Source organism: Methylovulum psychrotolerans (assembly GCF_002923755.1).
In the GTDB taxonomy this organism is placed as follows: Bacteria; Pseudomonadota; Gammaproteobacteria; order Methylococcales; family Methylomonadaceae; genus Methylovulum; species Methylovulum psychrotolerans.
The window spans coordinates 44326-61136 of sequence record NZ_PGFZ01000010.1 but is presented as its reverse complement, the minus strand read 5'-3'; the positions used below and the strand labels follow the sequence as shown (position 1 = coordinate 61136).

The following is a 16811-nucleotide window of genomic DNA, read 5'->3' as shown; positions in this document are numbered from 1 at the left end:
TATATTATATAACTACACTCTTAGGCTATAAGACGATGCATGTTAATTTTAAGAGGCCAGTTAATTTCCTATTGATTTTGTTGTCTTTTTTGGCAGCAGGCTGTACGGAAAACGCCACCGACCAGATCAGTGCCACCGACCAAGTGTCCGGCAACACCGATCCTAATGCGCCAGAGAATGTCTCTGGACAGGCCGGTTCTCGCCTTAAATTCAACAAACACAAGCCCCAAAGCGAAACCGCCCAATACGATAGCGTATGGGACCGTTTATTAGCGCTCTATTCCCTGCCGGAAATGGATAATGAGCGTATCGACCGTGCGGTTGATTGGTACTTGCAACATCCGGCTTCCCTCGCAATTATCCAGCAACGCGCAGAGCCTTACCTGCACCATATTTTGGACGAGGTGGAAGCTAAGCACATTCCTGGGGAATTGGCCTTATTGCCCGTGGTGGAAAGCGCGTTCGTGGTGAACGCCTATTCTACCGCTGATGCCTCAGGGCTTTGGCAATTCATCCCTTCTACAGGTCAAGAATACGGTTTGGAGCAAAATGATTGGTACGATGGCCGCCGCGATGTTTATGCCTCCACTAAAGCCGCGACCACTTATCTGAAAGAGTTAAGCGAGTTGTTCGACGGCGATTGGCTGTTGGCTTTGGCTTCGTACAATTGCGGTAAAAACCGCGTCCGCAAGTCGATAGATAAAAATGAAGGCCGCAGTCTGCCGACGGATTACTGGTCTTTAAGCCTGCCCCAAGAAACCCAAGATTATGTGCCGCGCTTATTGGCGATCGCCAAAATATTCGCTAATGCCGAGCGATACAATCTGCATTTGCATCATATCCCTAATAAGCCGTATTTTGAAGCGGTCGATATTAAAGCGCCGTTGGATTTGCGCAAAGCCGCACAATTGGCCAATACCCCTTTTGACCAATTCTTAAAGCTTAATCCGGGTTTTAACCGATCGTGTACCGCCCCGCAAGGTCCGCACCGCCTGTTAGTGCCAGTGGCGCAAGCGCAAAACTTTAAAAGAAACCTCGCCCAATTGCCGTTTAACGAACGCGTCGATTACAGCCAATTTTATGAAGAGGCTGCACCAGCCCCGGCTCCGGCCAGAATCCGCTCTGAAGAACGGCTTGCCGCCGCCCCTATCATGAAAAGAAGCGAGCCGAAAGAAGAGCGTCATGAAGAGATTCAGACCAGCACTATTTCAGGGCGTTATACCGTCAAGCCGGGCGAAACCTTATCGGCGATTGCCGAGCGTAGCCATACCAGCATAGCGGCGTTACGCCAAGCCAACCATTTGCCCGACGGTAATGTGCGTTGGGGTATGCGCTTGCAGATTCCGTCCGCCAGCGACGACCTTAACGACGCGCGGGCTGAGCGCCAGCCGATAGCGGTAAAAGCGGCAAAAATCCAGACTGGCGGCAGCGGCCAGATGTATGCGGTGAAAAAAGGCGATACCTTTTGGAATATCTCGCAACGCTTTGCAGTAGATCCTAAGGATTTGGCCGAGTGGAATAAAATAACCCTAAAAACCGCCCTATTGCCGGGCCGTAAACTGGTGATTAAAGGGGGCACCGCCAACCAGCAGGTCGCCTCAGCCGCACCGATACGCTTGGTGCATTATAAAGTCGGCAATGGCGATACCCTGACGCAAATCGCCAAACGCTTTAACATCTCCGTAAGCGAATTGCGCAAAACTAACGCCGACGCATTAAGCAGAGGCCTGCGTCCTGGGCAGCAATTAAAAGTGATTGTTGACGGGCAGCCCTCTACTTAAAACGTTCTGACACCGACACCGATAAAAAGGGCGGCTTGACCGCCCTTTTTTGTGCCTGTCAATAGCCCTTATAGCGGGTCAACACATCACTGGCAGTCAAGGCTTTATTCCATATCCTTACTTCGTCAATGCTGCCGATAAACTGGTATGGGCATCCATTTGCCCCATTGTCAAAACTGCCGATATAGACATCTTTTTGGCTGAAACTGCCGTAGCCGATGGCTGATTTTGTTGGTGTTCCGGTACCGACTTGTACGCCGTCTACATATAACCTGACGGCGTTCAGGTCATAAGTGCCGACCAAATGATGCCATTTGCCATCCATTAAGCTATAGCCCGGATCGGGCGATTCGGTATAAGACGAGCCGTCACTGTTGGCGACATAAAAATAAGGCACGCCATTGCTGTGCGTCGCATTTTCGTGCAGATAGAGGCCGTATGCGGCATAACTACAGGCATGGTTGCTTTTGGCAAGCACATACAGCGGTACGGTTGCGTCAGTCGTCCCTGCTTTTATCCACGCTTCCACAGAGATTTTTTGCGGCTCTAAAATAGCCGCATGAGGTATTTTTACATACTGTCCACCCGTGAAATTTAACGCCGCATCGTCAAAACGGCGGCTAATCCAGAGTGGGTCGGCGGCATCTGCCGCCGTGCTGCCGCCCAGTTGCCCATGTTTGCCATAAGCCGATGAATCAAGGATTTTTTGGCCTGCACCCTCGTCGATATGCCAGTTGGCGACCATATTATTCAATGGGGCGGCTTGGGCGTTATAAGTGCCGATGGCGGCAACGAGGGATAATAGGCATTTTGTCGTGGTTTTCATGGCTTTCCAGTCCTTTTTATGATGATAATCGCTGTGTCGGAGGTAATGTAGCAAAGAATCTCGGCGAAGGCAGGTAAATATTTACCTTAAACGTAGGGCATTTGTCTGTTTGCGGCAGACTTACATGCCCTTGCCCCCTACATGTTGTAAAATGTCCGCTGTTTTGTTAAGAAAAAGAGGTTATTGTGGCGTGGTTATTAGTGTTTTTGGCGGGTGTGATAGAGATTGTTTTTGCGGTCAGCCTTAAGTATAACGAAGGCTTCACCCAGCTTTGGCCAAGCTTGCTGACTGCCGCTTCTGGTGCGCTGAGCTTTTATCTGCTGACGTTGGCGATTAAAACCTTACCTATCGGTACGGCTTATGCCGTGTGGACGGGCATCGGTGCAGTCGGCATAGCCATTCTGGGGATTGTCCTTTTTAAAGAATCGGCGGACTGGCCGCGTTTGCTCTCGCTGTTACTGGTGATTATCGGCATTATTGGCTTAAAAATAACGGATACGGTGTAATGTTACAGCTCATTTTTCAAACGCCGCCGGATGCGGCGGTACTGGCGCGGATCGGCGCAGGGGATGATGTGGTTTTTTTGGATGGCGCGGTGCTGGGATTGTTAAAAAATAGCCGTTGGGCGCAGGAGATAAGCCGCTTAACAGGGGCCTGCCAGGTGTTTGCCTTAGCGGATGATTTACAGATACGCGGCCTTGCCCAAGCTGACTTGGTAGCAGGGTTGGCTTTGGTCGATTATGCCGGGCTGGTGGCGTTGACCGTTAAAAATACAGTGACACAATCATGGTCTTAATGGTTGAAGGTATCGCCTTACCGACTACCGAGCAAGGTTTTTTGGTGAATGCGGCGGATTGGAACCCTACGGTCGCCGAGGCATTAGCCGCTGCTAACCAGATTCAGTTGACGGAGGCGCATTGGGAGCTGATTGAATTTATGCGGGGGTATTATCGGCAGTATAAGCATCTGCCCAATGCACGGGTATTCGCCAAAGCCATAGCGAAGACGCTAGGGGAAGAGAAGGGCAATAGCCGTTATTTGCAGCGCTTATTCCCCGCTGGGCCGTTGAAGTATACTTGCAAGCTGGCGGGGTTGCCCAAGCCGCCAACTTGTTTGTGAGGGGTAGATAATGGCATTTGGGTTTTTAAGCTGCTGTAAATGCTGGCCGACGGTTAACAGTGACGGATGCGCCAGCCATTAATAATTGCCGGACAGAAAGGCATCTGCATCGGGCACGGCCATCTGCTTAGACGCATACTGGATGCCTTGGTCGCCATCATAGGGGCTACGGTGCTGGTTGTCGCCCGACCATAAGTAAGCAGGTATCGACAAAGGGAATGCCTTACAGCGCTGTCCGCCCAGATAATGGGCGCAAAAACGGCAATTGTCTTGGTATCTATGGATCATAAGTCAGCCTCGTGTAATTTTTGGTACAGCGTGACTATTTCAGCATAAAAATGCTTGCCTACAAACGTTTCTGAAACAAATCCAGTCGGGTGCTAAGATTGATTTTCTAAGCCGCCTGTGCGGCGGTTAACATTACAACAAACAGAAGTTCTTATAATGTAAATTTCTAAGCCGCCTGTGCGGCGGTTAACACTGCGAAAGCTGATCGCGCTCTTCGACTATTTTTCTAAGCCGCCTGTGCGGCGGTTAACATTAAGTTTTTGTATTTTCAAAAACCGGAAAATTTCTAAGCCGCCTGTGCGGCGGTTAACAACACCAAGCAATCAATCAAGGCCTTCAACATTTTCTAAGCCGCCTGTGCGGCGGTTAACATGCCTGTCATGGCTAACATGGCGCGAAGCATTTTCTAAGCCGCCTGTGCGGCGGTTAACGCAAAAAAGGGTCGGTTTCGGTTTCGAGGGCTTTTCTAAGCCGCCTGTGCGGCGGTTAACTATCAGCGATGCGCTGGCGCAGGCGGCGGGTGTTTCTAAGCCGCCTGTGCGGCGGTTAACGTACCCCAAGCGTGATAGCCCAACTCATAAGATTTCTAAGCCGCCTGTGCGGCGGTTAACTGGCTCGTTAATCATTATTAGCGACAATAATCTTTCTAAGCCGCCTGTGCGGCGGTTAACAATGGGGAACATCAGTTTTGATTTTAACTTTTTTTCTAAGCCGCCTGTGCGGCGGTTAACTGGAGTTAGATGCTTCAGAGGCTAGAGTATATAGGCTTTACGGGGATTTTGGCAAGAAAAACCAATGTTTTTTGATGCTACTATAAGTTATTGATTATTATTAAGTAAATTTGGGCTTTAAATTTATTCCTAAATTTTGGGGGTGCAGGCTTAGGGGGTAAAAATAGGGGCTGGTCTGTTATGGTTATGGGTAAGCTACAGGGGGTAAGCGGAATGTTAATGCGTTGGCTTTAGGTTATCGTCCAAAGGCTAAAGACCTTTGCGCTCCGTTTGATGCCGCTCATATTGATCGCGAGGGGAGCTTTTCTGTACCGGAAACGCGGTAAGGTGATGGGCGTTATTGCCCATCTTTAAACCGATGGATCAAGCGGCGTTCTTTTTTATTGGGCTTGTGGTCTATGCCGTTGATGGCTAAAAATTCCCGTTGTTCGCGCTGTTGGATGATTTGCAGTTGGCGTTGGGCGTGGCTTTCCGGGGATTCTTCGTAGAGCAGCGCCGCGTCTTTGGCGGCGCGGCGTTGGCCGCTGAGGGCGGTGACGGTGATCTCCCAGCGGTAGCGGTCTTTGCTGATGCTCAGTTGTGCACCGACTTTAATGTCTTTACCTGGCTTAGCGCGTTGTTTGTTGACGTGGACTTTGCCGCCGTTGATGGCTTCGGCGGCATCGGCACGGGTCTTAAAAAAACGCGCCGCCCACAGCCATTTATCTAGGCGGAGGGACTCCAGTTCAGGCGACACTGGCTTTTCTTAGGCCTTTGGGCAGGGAGAAGACGACTTTTTCTTCAATGCCTTGGATTTCAATAGTCGATTGGCCGCCCCATTGTTTCAGTTGGTTAATCACTTCTTGTACTAAGACTTCGGGGGCGGAGGCGCCGGCGGTTACGCCGACGACATCAATGTTGGTAAACCACTCTTGCTGCATGTCCTTGGCGGTATCGATCAGGTAGGCGGGTTTGCCGAGCTGTTCGGCGATTTCGCGCAGGCGGTTGGAGTTGGAACTGTTCGGCGAGCCGACCACTAAGATGGTGCCGGCGGTTTTTGCCAGCTCATACACCGCGTCTTGACGGTTTTGGGTGGCGTAGCAAATATCGTCTTTTTTCTGGTCTTGGATGGAGCTAAACCGGGCGCGGAGGGCATCGACCATGATTTGGGTATCGGTCATGGACAGGGTGGTCTGGGTGACGTAGGCCAGGTTGTCGGGGTTGTTGACGTGCAGTTTGGCGACGTCTTCGGGGGTTTCGACCAGATAAATGCCGCCGTTTTCCGTGCATTTTTCGTATTGGCCCATGGTGCCTTCCACTTCGGGGTGGCCGGCGTGGCCGATCAGGATCACTTCGCGGTCGGATTTGGCGTGTTTGGCGACTTGCAGATGCACTTTGGTGACTAGGGGGCAGGTGGCATCAAAAATGGTCAGGTTGCGCTCTTTGGCTTCTTGCTGTACTTGTTTGGAAACGCCGTGGGCACTGAAGATAAGGTAAGAGCCGACGGGTACGTCGGTCAGGTCTTCGATAAAAATCGCGCCTTTTTCTTTCAGGCCGTCAACGACGGTACGGTTATGCACGACTTCATGACGGACATAGATGGGGGCGCCGAACGCTTCTATGGCTTGGTCGACGATTTCGATGGCGCGGTCTACACCGGCACAGAATCCACGGGGGTTTGCGAGTACGATTTGCATAATCTTGACTTCTTTAGTGGGTTGAATGGGGATATTTTAACTCAATAGGGGAGGCGATACTATTGGCGATGTGCGCAAAAGTGAATTGCGGCGGCGGGTAAGTTTTTTACCCGCTGTGCGGTTAGTTAAGTAATTGCCAAACGGGTTGGATTTGCGGCGGCAGGGCCATAAGGCGACCGAGTTCCACCCATTGGTCGGGCCCGTGAAAGTCGGAACCCATCGAGCCGCTCAGGCCAAAGTTTTTGGCGTATTGGCAGACCCGGCTGATTTCGTCGGGGTTGGTGCGTCCGGTAACGACCTCTATGCCTTGTCCGCCCGCGTCTTTAAACGCAGTCAGTAAGAGGCGCATTTGGTTGGCGCTGAGTTTGTAACGCAGGGGGTGCGCCAGCACCGCCACGCCGCCGGATTGGGTAATCCAGCCGACCGCTTCCACCAATTCTGCCCACGCGGTCGAGACGTAGGCGGGTTTGCCTTTGGCCAGATAGCGGTCAAAAGCTTCCTGTTGGCTGTTAACATGGTGTCCGGCGACCAGAAAGTCGGCAAAATGGCTACGCGTGATCATGCCGTCACCCGCTGCCGCCATGACTGCGGCTAAGGCACCGGGGATGCGTTTTTTTTCCAGTTTGTCGGCAATCCGTTCCGCCCTGTCCATGCGGGTGTTTTGTAACCGTTGCGTGGCATCGGCTAGGGGCGGGTAGGCAGAGTTAATGCCTAGGCCGACAATATGGAAGCATTGGTGCCGCCATTGTGCGGACAGTTCTATGCCGGGGATCAGGGTTATGCCGGCGGTGGCGGCGCAACGTTCCGCCTCGGCCAGTCCGGCAGTGGTGTCGTGGTCGGTCAGAGCCAGATCGGTTACGCCACGTTCATAGGCACGCTGCACCACGGCGGTGGGCGACAAAGCCCCGTCTGAGGCGGTGGAATGGCAGTGCAGGTCGTAAATTTGCGGTTTGCTTGGGTCAGGTTCGGGCATGGTTATTGGTACTCGCCGTATAGCTTGGCATAAAGGCCATTTTGTTGGATTAAGGTTTCGTGCCGCCCTTGCTCGCAAATGCTGCCTTGCTCGAACACATAAACGTGGTCGGCTTGTTTGACGGCACTGAGCCGATGGGCGATGATGAGCGTGGTGCGGCCTGTTAAAAATGTCGCCAGAGCCTGGTGCAGATTATGCTCCGTTTCGCTGTCCAAGGCCGAGGTCGCTTCATCAAGGATGACGACTTTGGGGTCGGCGACCACCATGCGGGCAATGGCCATGCGCTGGCGTTGTCCGCCGGACAGGCGCATACCGTGGCGGCCAACGACGGTATCCAAACCTTTGTCCAAGTCTTTTATCACTTCGCCCAGTTGGGCGATTTCTAAGGCGTGCCATAGCACGTCATCAGGGGCCGGTTTACCGAGGGTCAGGTTGGCGCGGATGGTGTCGTTAAATAATACAGGATGTTGCAAAACGGTGACGACATTTTCTCTGACGATATCCAAACCGATCTGTTCAATGGGTATATCATTAAAATAAATGCGCTGCGGGGCGCAGGGATACAGGCCAATCAGGATTTGGATCAGGGTCGATTTGCCGCCGCCGCTGGCTCCGACTAAGGCGACTTTTTCGCCCGCTTTGATGTGCAGGTTTATGCCGTTGAGGATACTGTCTTCGCCGTAGCTGAAATGCAGGTTATCGACGCGCACCGCGACGGTTTTTTGGCCTTGGAAAGGGTTATGCAGATGCGGGTATTGCGGCTCTTGTTGCAGGGCATTCAGGCGATTGATGCGGAGCAGGGCGGCTTTGGCGGCAAAGTAGCCGTATTGGATGTTTAAAACTTCTTGTACCGGCGCCATCATGAACCATAAATAGCCGAACACCGCGAGCATTTGTCCCATGGTCAAGTCGGAATAGAACACCATGAGCATGGCACCGGCGCGGAATACATCGAAGCCGAACAAAAATATCAGAAAACTGAGGCGGTTGGCGGCATCGCTTTTCCACGCGTAAGCGATGGCGTTGTCTTTGACTGAACGGGCGGCGGTAATCAGTTCTTGGCAATAGTATTGTTCGCGGTTGCTGGCGCGGATCTGGTGGATGGCCTCCAAGGTTTCGGTCAGGGCTTGTTGGAAAATTTCGTATGCAGAGTTTTCTTTAGCTTTTAGGTGTTTGACGTTTGCCCCGACTACGCGGGTGAAATAAATCACCACCGGATTGAGCAATAAGATAAATAAGCCCAGTTGCCAGTGCATCCAGAGCAAAATCACCGCTGTGCCGATGATGGTCAGTACCGCAATCAACAGTTTGCTGATGGTGTTGCCGATAAAATTATCCAGCGTGTCCAAGTCGGTGACCAGATGCGTGACCACTGTACCCGTGCCTAGGCTTTCATATTCGGCCATTGAAATCGTCCGCAAGCGGTCAAGCAGGCCTTTGCGCAGCCGGAACACGATGTCTTTCGATACCATCGAAAATTGCCGCAACTGGATGATGTTGAACAGGATGGAGAATAAGCGTAGCAGAACGCTGATAAACAGCACCACGCCGATATACAAAATCGGTTGCCGCCATTCCGGCAGGGCGACCAAGTCAATAGTGGCCATGACAATGCCCGGTTTATGCAGCAAGACTTCATCGACCAGCAAGGGCATCAGCAACGGTACGGGAACGCTGGCGACGGTGGCTAAGACCGCGATCAGGTGCGAGTAAACCAGGGCTTTTTTATGCTCAAGGGCGATTTGTTTAATGGGCTTCCAAAGGTCAACGGGCTTGTCCGGTTTAGTTTGCACAGGGGGAGGAGGGCGATGAAAAAACGGTTATTGTAGCATCTTGTCGGCAAAAGGCTGGACAGTCAATTGCGGAATGCTATCTACGGTTTATCTGTAGAGGCAGGCGCGTCATGTTTTGTGCTTATTGCCAAAAGGGGGGGAACTCAACTCCCTGTACGCACTCCTATCCAAAAGGCAATCGTTTGGCTCGCCAATAAGCACATGCACATTGGGCAGACAACTTTTACAATAAGCCATTTTATAATTTTTATATTTCAACTATTATTGTATAATTGAAGGATGGATAAACAACTTGCCACCACACTTTTTGAATCACTAGCATCCGGCATTCGGCTGGATATTTTTCGGCTGCTGGTAAAACAGGCGCCCACCGGGCTGGTGGCGGGTGAAATTGCCACGTTATTGGCGTTACCGCCCACGAATCTGTCCTTTCATCTCAAGGCGATGACGTATGCCGGTTTACTTAACGTCACCCAAGAGGGACGCTACCAGCGTTATCGGGCGAACCTTGCCGTTATGCAGGCATTGATCGGCTATTTGACTGCCGAGTGTTGTGCGGGTAGCCCGGAACACTGTTTTGATGCCGATAAGGCATCCCCTTGCTGTGATAGCGATTAATTTTTTATTTTTCATTAATACATCTTATTGATTATGAATGTTTTATTTTTATGTACTGGCAATTCTTGCCGTTCTCTGATGGGTGAAGCCATTTTCAATCATCTTGCCCCGGAAGGGTGGCGGGCCATCAGTGCGGGCAGCAAGCCGTTGGGTCGGTTAAACAGCGGCGCGGTGGCTTTGCTTGAGCAGGAAGGCATTTCTACCGAGGGCTATTACAGCAAATCTTGGAATGATCTGCCGTTGACACCGGATATTGTGCTGAGCGTGTGCGGCAATGCGGCTAACGAAACCTGTCCGGTGTATTTGGGCGGCGCTTTACGCAGTCATTGGGGGGTTGAAGACCCCGCCCATGCCGAAGGTACTGAAGAGGAAATCAAAGCGGCGTTTATGACGGCTTACCGTATTTTGCGGCATCGCATTGAACAATTTCTGGCTTTACCGCTGGATGAATTAAAGGACGCCCGCGAACGCTTAAAAGCGGAACTGGATCGTCTTGGCAATCTGTTACCCTAACGTTTAAGGAATTTAATCATGGCAAGCATTCAAATTTTTGACCCCGCCTTGTGTTGCAGTACGGGTGTGTGCGGTGTGGAAGTCGATCAACAGTTAGTGGGTTTTTCTGCCGATGTGGATTGGGCAAAGCAAAATGGCGCAAACCTTGAGCGCTTCAACCTGGCTCAGCAACCGATGGCTTTTGCTGACAATGCTGTCGTAAAGGCCTTTCTGGAGCGTTCAGGTGCTGATGCATTGCCATTGGTTTTAGTAGACGGTGAGGTGGCTTTGGCGGGGCGTTACCCTAACCGCGATGAATTGGCGCGTTGGGCGGCCATTGCCGAAACAACCGAAAAACCGGTATCCGCTTGTTGTAGTGGCAGTAGCTGTTGCTAAGGAACGTGCATAAAATCAAGTCGGCGTTCCATTGCACCTCTGCGTATTAAACCCCACCCCAGCCCTCTCGGCAACCGCTCCTTGCGTTGCTCTACCTCCTTTACACCCCTGAGGGTGTGCATCCGTGCAGTCGCCCTTGGCAGGGGAGGGAGCTTATGGCTTCCCCGTCGTACAGGCGAAAATCAGGGGAAAAATGCCCCTCCCCCTGCCAAAGGGCAGGCTGGGAGGAAGTTGTCGTACTTTTGTCTGTTCAACAAATTTTATTTCATGCACGTTCCTTACCTGAGGTTTCTCATGTCCGCATTAAGGTTTCTTGACCAAGCACCACGTTTTTTGTTTTTTACCGGCAAGGGCGGTGTGGGTAAAACCTCGGTGGCGTGTGCCACGGCCATACAATTAGCCGATGCCGGGCGACAGGTTTTGCTGGTCAGCACTGACCCTGCATCCAATGTCGGCCAAGTCTTCGGCATCACTATCGGTAATCAGATTACCGCCATCCCTGCCGTGCCCCGCTTGGCGGCATTAGAAATTGATCCGCAAGCCGCTGCCCAAGCTTACCGTGACCGTATTGTCGGGCCAGTGCGCGGTCTGTTGCCGGAAGCGGTGGTCAAAGGCATTGAGGAACAGCTGTCGGGTGCTTGCACGACGGAGATTGCCGCCTTTGACGAGTTCACCGCCTTATTGACTGATCCGGCCTTAACCAGCGGTTACGATCACATCGTGTTCGATACGGCCCCGACCGGACACACCATCCGCTTGTTGCAATTGCCGGGTGCTTGGACTGGCTTTCTTGAAGAAGGTAAGGGCGACGCTTCTTGTCTTGGCCCCTTGGCGGGTTTGGAAAAGCAACGCGACCAGTATAAGGCGGCGGTTGCCTGTCTTGCTGATGCGGCCCGCACCCGGCTGATTTTAGTGGCCCGCGCCCAGCACTCGGCCTTGCGCGAGGTGGCGCGTACGCATGAGGAATTGGCGGCTATTGGCTTTCAGAACCAATATTTGCTGATTAACGCGCTCTTGCCTGCCAGCGCAATAGGCAATGATTCCTTGGCGTTGGCTATCCATACGCGTGAGCAGGCGGCGCTACAGGGCATCCCGGAGGTGTTGCGGGCTTTGCCGCGTGACGAGGTATTGCTTAAGGCCTTTAATCTGGTGGGGCTGGAGGCTTTGCGGCAGCTGTTAGTTGACGCGCCTGCGTCAGTGCCGATGGCGGTTGCGCCAGTTATGGCGTTTACGCAGCCTAGCCTTTCTGGTCTGGTTGCTGAAATCGCCTTGGGCGGTCACGGCCTTATCATGTTGATGGGCAAAGGCGGGGTAGGTAAGACGACAATAGCGGCGGCAGTGGCAGTTAATTTGGCGCAACGCGGCTTGCCTGTGCATCTGACCACCTCTGACCCTGCTGCGCATTTGGGTGAAACGCTGGATGGGGCGTTAGCCCATCTGACCGTCAGCCGTATCGACCCTCACGCCGAAACGGAACGTTATCGCCAACAGATTTTGGCGACCAAAGGCGCTAAGCTGGACGCGCAAGGCCGCGCTATGCTGGAAGAGGATTTGCGTTCGCCTTGTACCGAAGAAATCGCCGTGTTTCAGGCGTTTTCGCGGATTATCCGCGCGGCAGGTAAGCAGTTTGTCGTGATGGATACCGCCCCAACTGGGCATACTTTGTTGCTGCTTGACGCAACAGGGGCTTATCATCGGGAAGTCGCCCGGCAGATGGACGGCAGTGTGCCGTTTTCAACGCCGATGATGCAACTACAAGACCCTCAGCAAACCAAGGTGCTGATCGTCACATTGGCCGAAACGACCCCTGTGCTGGAAGCGGCTAATCTGCAAAACGACTTGCGCCGTGCCGGTATTGAGCCTTGGGCGTGGGTGATCAATAACAGTATCGCTGCCACGACCGTGGCATCGCCGTTATTGCGTCAACGTGCTATGAATGAAGTGCGCGAAATCGACGCGGTTGCGCATCAACATGCCCATCGCTATGCCGTGGTACCGTTATTATCTGAAGAGCCTGTGGGAGTTGATCGGCTGTTGGCGTTGGCGGGTAGGCATTAAGGAACGTGCATAAAATTAAGTGGGCGCTCCATTGCGCCTCAGTGTGTTAAACCCCACCGCTCAGTTCCTGAGCGAAGCCGAAAGCCCTCTTCACAGGGGCGTGAGCTTATGCCTTTCCTGTCGTACAGGCGAAAATTCACTGTGAAGCGTTGGCAGGCCATTAGGTATCAAGCTTTGGGGCTTTTTTGCGCGGCACGATAAAATCGTCGAATACCGTCTTTTTTTCCACAGCCAGCAAATGGTATTTGTCGGTCAGGTAGTCTTTTAGCCAAGTCTCCACATCGCCTTGGTTCCTTGGGTTTTCATCCAGTTTCAGCAGGCGCTGTCTTAGCAAGTGTTGCGGCATCAGCAGCAGTTCAATATCACACATCGCCACATATTTGTCCGGGTTGATGTTGTTACCATTAATGATCTTTTCTAGCTGATGTCTTTTTAAGCCGAGGGTGTGGTTAATTTCCGCGCGGATTTCCAGCATGGCGGGCAATAAATCGCTGCCCGTGTAAGTATCGTCAAACAGGCAACTGAACCGGTTGAGCAGATAGTTAATGGCGAAACGGTAAATATCAGATTCCCTGACAAACAGGCGTGCGGCGATCGCCTGCACTGCGGCCCTATCACTATCGACCAGGCGTAGCGAAATGATTTGTTTTAATTCGTTCAAAAGGCAACTCCCTGGGAGCTGTGGGTGATCAGGGGGATGAGGGTGGTTCATCAATTGCGCATAAGATAAAAGATTAATGTTACAGAAATACTACGAAAGCCAAGATAAGCCACAAACGTCATACAAACGTCATACGTTACATGGAATTTTCATGAAGCTGTAACCATCTTCACGCAGTAAGTATGAAAAAATACCACAAGTTGAGGTAAGGCCATCAGCATTGACCAATCTAGCGGATATGAATAATGGCCAAGCTGGCGGTGTGTCATTGCTTAAACATGGAAGGCTAGTTTGCCGTTTATTAAGGGTTTGATGAATAGCCCTTAGCAGAAGGAATTGAGCCTGATGTGTTGAAGATGCCCACTGTACCCATAGACTGTAAGTGCGGTTTTTTTATATTTATAAATAACGAGGATAACATGAAAAAAATCTTATTAGGAGCGGCAATCTCTGCGGCTTTGTTTGGCGGCGCTGCCCAAGCGGCCATTACCTTCAATGCCAACAACCTGCCTGATGCGGCAACTTTGGCTGATACCACTACCGTTTATCTGTCAGGTTCTTCTGCCCAATCAGATTTGATTGAAAGAGGCTTGACTGTCGGTACTAACGAAGGCGTTTGTAGAGCGGGTACTGTCCATAAATTCCAAGAGTCAACTGGCAACCAATTGGCTTATATCTGTGAATTGAACACTGCCGCTAACGGCAGCTTGACACCTGACACCAGCATCCCTGCTTCTATCACTACGTCAAACCTGTTGGTTTACAAACGTAACGCGGGCGGTTCAGGCAAAGGTGTTGTGCCAATCGTCGCCCCTGCGCAAATTGAATTCTTGAATCTGACGACTAACCCAACAGCTTGTACTTCTGCGTCTTCTTCTGTGTTCGCCAGCGTCAAAACTTGCGCATACAATGTCAGCACTAACGCTGAATTCCACGTCCCTACTTTCGGTATGTCCGATGTCAACCCACAAATTTTCACTGTCGCCAGTGAAAATGCGCCTGTAGGTACGGTTCCTGGCACTCCGCCAAACCCAACACCAACCACTTACCAAATTGTCCCAGGCCCTGCCGTTGTGTTTGGTATCGTTGCTACGACTAAGCTGCGTAACGCGCTGCAAGAAGCCCAATTTCCTGTAACTAGCGTTTGTAACCCAAAAAATGCTGGCTATACTGACCTGTCTGGCACCCAAGTTGATACTGCCGATTCAGAAGCGTGTATGCCTAACCTGAATAAAGGCACTGTCGCTGCTTTGTTTGCCGCCTACCCAACACCAGTCGCGCCATTAGCCGCCAACATCAGTGCCCCTGCTTTAGGTGCCGGCAAAATCAACCAATGGACCCAGTTTAAAGTCGGCGCTTCTGATTTGTATACCCAAGTCAGTGCCGCCAACAAACCAGGTGCAGCTAAAGTCCATATCTGTAGCCGTACTGTCGGTTCAGGCACCAAAGCCCAATTTGGCGTTAAATTCTTAGGCAACGTCTGTGGCACCAACGGCAGCAAAGTTGTCCAACATGCTGACCATTCTGCCATTGGCGAATCTGGCCAAACAGGCTATAAAGCTGGCCCTATCGCCAACGTAGAAAAAAGTTTGCGTCCTATGGTTCATGCCATGGCCAGCGGCGGCGATTTGGCTGAATGTTTGAATGAATTGGATGCAGGCTCAGCCAACACGGCGGGTAACTTTGCCCCAGGCACAGCTTATGGCGCTGCTGGCGCGACTGCGGTACGTTGGGCAGTCGGTTTCCAATCATTAGACAAAAACGCCAACTTGGCTAACGCTTACCGTTTCGTGAAAATCGACGGTGTAGCGCCGACTTTGGCTAACGTCGCTAACGGCTTATACCCTGATTGGGTTGAAGGTACTTTCCAATACAACACGACTGTATTGACTGACGCCGCGCTGAAAGCAATGGTTCTGGAATTGGTTAGTTCATTCACTACCCCTTCTGTAATCAGCTATGTCAACACCAATACAGGTACTCATACTTTCGGTGCTTCTGGCATTATGGCAATTCCTAACAGCACACACCCTGCTGCGGCAACCGGCAAAGTTAACTTGGCAGCCCCTGTTAACCCATTAAGCCATGCCATTTTCCCAGGCACCAGCGGCAGTGCCACTAACGATTGCCGTACGCCAATCATCTACTCTAACAACCCTGCAAACAACACCCAGGGCTTGCAAATTGTTCAATAATTGTTAATGCGCAAGGCATTAATGGCTTGAACAGCGGCATCTTGCCGTAAAAACAAAGCCAACCGTTTTCGGACGGTTGGCTTTTTTGCATTTTTGGGGGACTGTATTTTCTTGGTTGCTTAAAAATAATCTTCCTAACAGCGCTTACCCCTTCCTGATTAGCAAGATGCTTCAGCCGAGCGGATCCAAACCTCTGGGCGAGAGGCCCAACGGCGATGGCGGCAACAAGCAGGCGCATGGGAAGCCTATCGAGCTGGAACCTGCGGTTGAAGCGATAGGCGAACGCCCCCAGATAACGCGAGGCATATTTTGCGAACCCAAACGCATGGTAAGCACCACCAAGGCTGGTCTTAAGGTTGCCCAGTATGGTATTGAGCCATAGGAATTCAAGCATTTCTTTAGGTTTTCGCCCGCCGACAATGATCGCCCCGTGTCGGCAACCCGCCCGGGTCACCGCCGCGAAGCAGGCCAGCCCGTCAGATAAGACGGCGCTGCCGGGTTCCAAGTTAGTTTCCGCCCAGTCGGCAATAGCCTCGCTGGTGAAGCCCGGAACGGGGGACAGCTTGATGCATAAAGGATGCCCGTCGTCGTCAGGCGACAGCGCGGCCACAAAAGGCACTTTGTTTTCAGACCCCCGGCCCGCTTTGCCGCCGCTGAGTTCGCCACCAAGATAAGCGTCGTCAATGTCGACCCTGCCGCTGAGGGTGTAGTCCGCGTCACGCTCGGACATCGCCGCCATCAGCTTGTGCTGGATCAGCCAAGCCGTGGGATAGCTGACGCCAATCAGCCTCTTCAAAGCCAATGCGGACAGCCCTGTCTTGGCTTGACTGATGAAATAGATCGCCAGAAACCAAACCGTCAGCGGCAGGCGGGTGCTTTGGAAGAGCGTCCCGGCGGTCAGTGACGTTTGGCGGCGGCAGGCTTTGCACTGGAAGGTTTTGTGGGAGCCGGTTTTAAACACACTATGGCCGGTTCCGCCACAACAGGGGCAGACAAAACCCTCAGGCCAGCGGGCTTGCTCAAGTTCGGCCTCACATTGCGCTTCGCTGCCGAACTGCTTAAGAAACTCAGGCAGTGACAGCCCAGGTTGGAATTGGATGCGGTTCATCGCCATGATATACGGCCCCTTAAATGATATGCCTTTAGTAGACGCCGTCCTTTCGCGTAATACTGGGTTTGGCTGAAGCATCTTGCTAATCAGGAA

16 protein-coding genes, 1 pseudogene and 1 CRISPR repeat array are annotated in these 16811 nt (G+C 52.0%); of the genes and pseudogenes, 9 read left to right on the top strand and 8 right to left on the bottom strand.

Going from position 1 to position 16811, the window contains the following annotated elements; genetic code table 11:
• The first annotated feature begins 77 nt into the window (after positions 1–77).
• Positions 78–1781: a lytic transglycosylase gene (locus AADEFJLK_RS18520; protein WP_249028079.1), complete on the top strand. Its 1704-nt coding sequence runs from the start codon at positions 78–80 to the stop codon at positions 1779–1781.
• Between the two features lie 58 nt (positions 1782–1839).
• Here AADEFJLK_RS18520 and AADEFJLK_RS18515 read toward each other — a convergent pair whose 3' ends face one another.
• Positions 1840–2607: a LamG domain-containing protein gene (locus AADEFJLK_RS18515; protein ID WP_103975308.1), complete on the bottom strand. Its 768-nt coding sequence runs from the start codon at positions 2605–2607 to the stop codon at positions 1840–1842.
• 185 nt (positions 2608–2792) lie between these two features.
• Here AADEFJLK_RS18515 and sugE point away from each other — a divergent pair, with 185 nt between their 5' ends.
• From sugE to AADEFJLK_RS18500, 3 genes are read left to right on the top strand one after another with little or no spacing between them, the layout of a single operon-like run.
• Positions 2793–3113: a quaternary ammonium compound efflux SMR transporter SugE gene (gene sugE, locus AADEFJLK_RS18510; protein ID WP_088618052.1), complete on the top strand. Its 321-nt coding sequence runs from the start codon at positions 2793–2795 to the stop codon at positions 3111–3113.
• Positions 3113–3403, top strand: coding sequence for a sulfurtransferase complex subunit TusB (tusB, locus tag AADEFJLK_RS18505; RefSeq protein ID WP_103975307.1), 291 nt, complete (start codon positions 3113–3115; stop codon positions 3401–3403). Before sugE ends, tusB begins: the two co-directional genes overlap by 1 nt.
• Entirely contained in the window at positions 3394–3726 is a 333-nt protein-coding gene (locus tag AADEFJLK_RS18500) for a TusE/DsrC/DsvC family sulfur relay protein (protein WP_103975306.1), read from the top strand. The genes tusB and AADEFJLK_RS18500 overlap by 10 nt, the downstream gene beginning before the upstream one ends.
• A gap of 78 nt (positions 3727–3804) precedes the next feature.
• Here AADEFJLK_RS18500 and AADEFJLK_RS18495 read toward each other — a convergent pair whose 3' ends face one another.
• From AADEFJLK_RS18495 to AADEFJLK_RS18475, 5 genes are all read right to left on the bottom strand, one after another.
• Positions 3805–4014, bottom strand: coding sequence for a hypothetical protein (locus AADEFJLK_RS18495; RefSeq protein WP_088618055.1), 210 nt, complete (start codon positions 4012–4014; stop codon positions 3805–3807).
• Positions 4015–4117: 103 nt separating this feature from the next.
• A CRISPR array of direct repeats spans positions 4118–4745; the repeat unit is 28 nt; unit sequence TTTCTAAGCCGCCTGTGCGGCGGTTAAC.
• Positions 4746–5082: 337 nt separating this feature from the next.
• A complete protein-coding gene (locus AADEFJLK_RS18490; protein WP_088618056.1) occupies positions 5083–5481 on the bottom strand; it encodes an RNA-binding S4 domain-containing protein in 399 nt (132 codons plus the stop codon).
• Positions 5471–6421 (bottom strand): 4-hydroxy-3-methylbut-2-enyl diphosphate reductase, encoded by a 951-nt coding sequence (gene ispH / locus AADEFJLK_RS18485; protein WP_088618057.1) that lies wholly within the window; start codon positions 6419–6421, stop codon positions 5471–5473. Before ispH ends, AADEFJLK_RS18490 begins: the two co-directional genes overlap by 11 nt.
• Positions 6422–6542: 121 nt before the next feature.
• Complete coding sequence (locus AADEFJLK_RS18480) at positions 6543–7394, bottom strand: PHP domain-containing protein (protein WP_088618058.1); 852 nt, start codon at positions 7392–7394, stop codon at positions 6543–6545.
• Between the two features lie 2 nt (positions 7395–7396).
• Complete coding sequence (locus AADEFJLK_RS18475; protein WP_088618059.1) at positions 7397–9187, bottom strand: ABC transporter ATP-binding protein; 1791 nt, start codon at positions 9185–9187, stop codon at positions 7397–7399.
• Between the two features lie 279 nt (positions 9188–9466).
• On the opposite strand from AADEFJLK_RS18475, the gene AADEFJLK_RS18470 reads away from it, so the two are divergent.
• The 4 genes from AADEFJLK_RS18470 (at position 9467) to arsA (ending at position 12751) form a co-directional block, all read left to right on the top strand.
• On the top strand, positions 9467–9805 hold the full coding sequence (locus AADEFJLK_RS18470; protein ID WP_088618060.1) for an ArsR/SmtB family transcription factor: 339 nt from the start codon (positions 9467–9469) through the stop codon (positions 9803–9805).
• 33 nt (positions 9806–9838) lie between these two features.
• Positions 9839–10318 (top strand): arsenate reductase ArsC, encoded by a 480-nt coding sequence (locus AADEFJLK_RS18465; protein ID WP_103975305.1) that lies wholly within the window; start codon positions 9839–9841, stop codon positions 10316–10318.
• 18 nt (positions 10319–10336) lie between these two features.
• Entirely contained in the window at positions 10337–10693 is a 357-nt protein-coding gene (gene arsD, locus AADEFJLK_RS18460) for an arsenite efflux transporter metallochaperone ArsD (RefSeq protein ID WP_103975304.1), read from the top strand.
• A 294-nt stretch (positions 10694–10987) separates the two neighbouring features.
• Positions 10988–12751, top strand: a complete 1764-nt coding sequence (gene arsA / locus AADEFJLK_RS18455) for an arsenical pump-driving ATPase (protein WP_103975303.1) — start codon at positions 10988–10990, stop codon at positions 12749–12751.
• 160 nt (positions 12752–12911) lie between these two features.
• On the opposite strand, the gene AADEFJLK_RS18450 is transcribed toward arsA, so the two are convergent.
• Positions 12912–13412 carry a hypothetical protein gene (locus AADEFJLK_RS18450; protein WP_232463754.1) on the bottom strand — a complete coding sequence of 167 codons (501 nt, stop codon included), beginning with the start codon at positions 13410–13412 and terminating at the stop codon, positions 12912–12914.
• Positions 13413–13831: 419 nt separating this feature from the next.
• Here AADEFJLK_RS18450 and AADEFJLK_RS18445 point away from each other — a divergent pair, with 419 nt between their 5' ends.
• Positions 13832–15607, top strand: coding sequence for a hypothetical protein (locus tag AADEFJLK_RS18445; protein ID WP_103975302.1), 1776 nt, complete (start codon positions 13832–13834; stop codon positions 15605–15607).
• A 158-nt stretch (positions 15608–15765) separates the two neighbouring features.
• Here the strand turns inward: AADEFJLK_RS18445 and AADEFJLK_RS18440 are convergent.
• Positions 15766–16721, bottom strand: a pseudogene (locus tag AADEFJLK_RS18440) (IS1595 family transposase).
• Between the last annotated feature and the right edge of the window lie 90 nt (positions 16722–16811).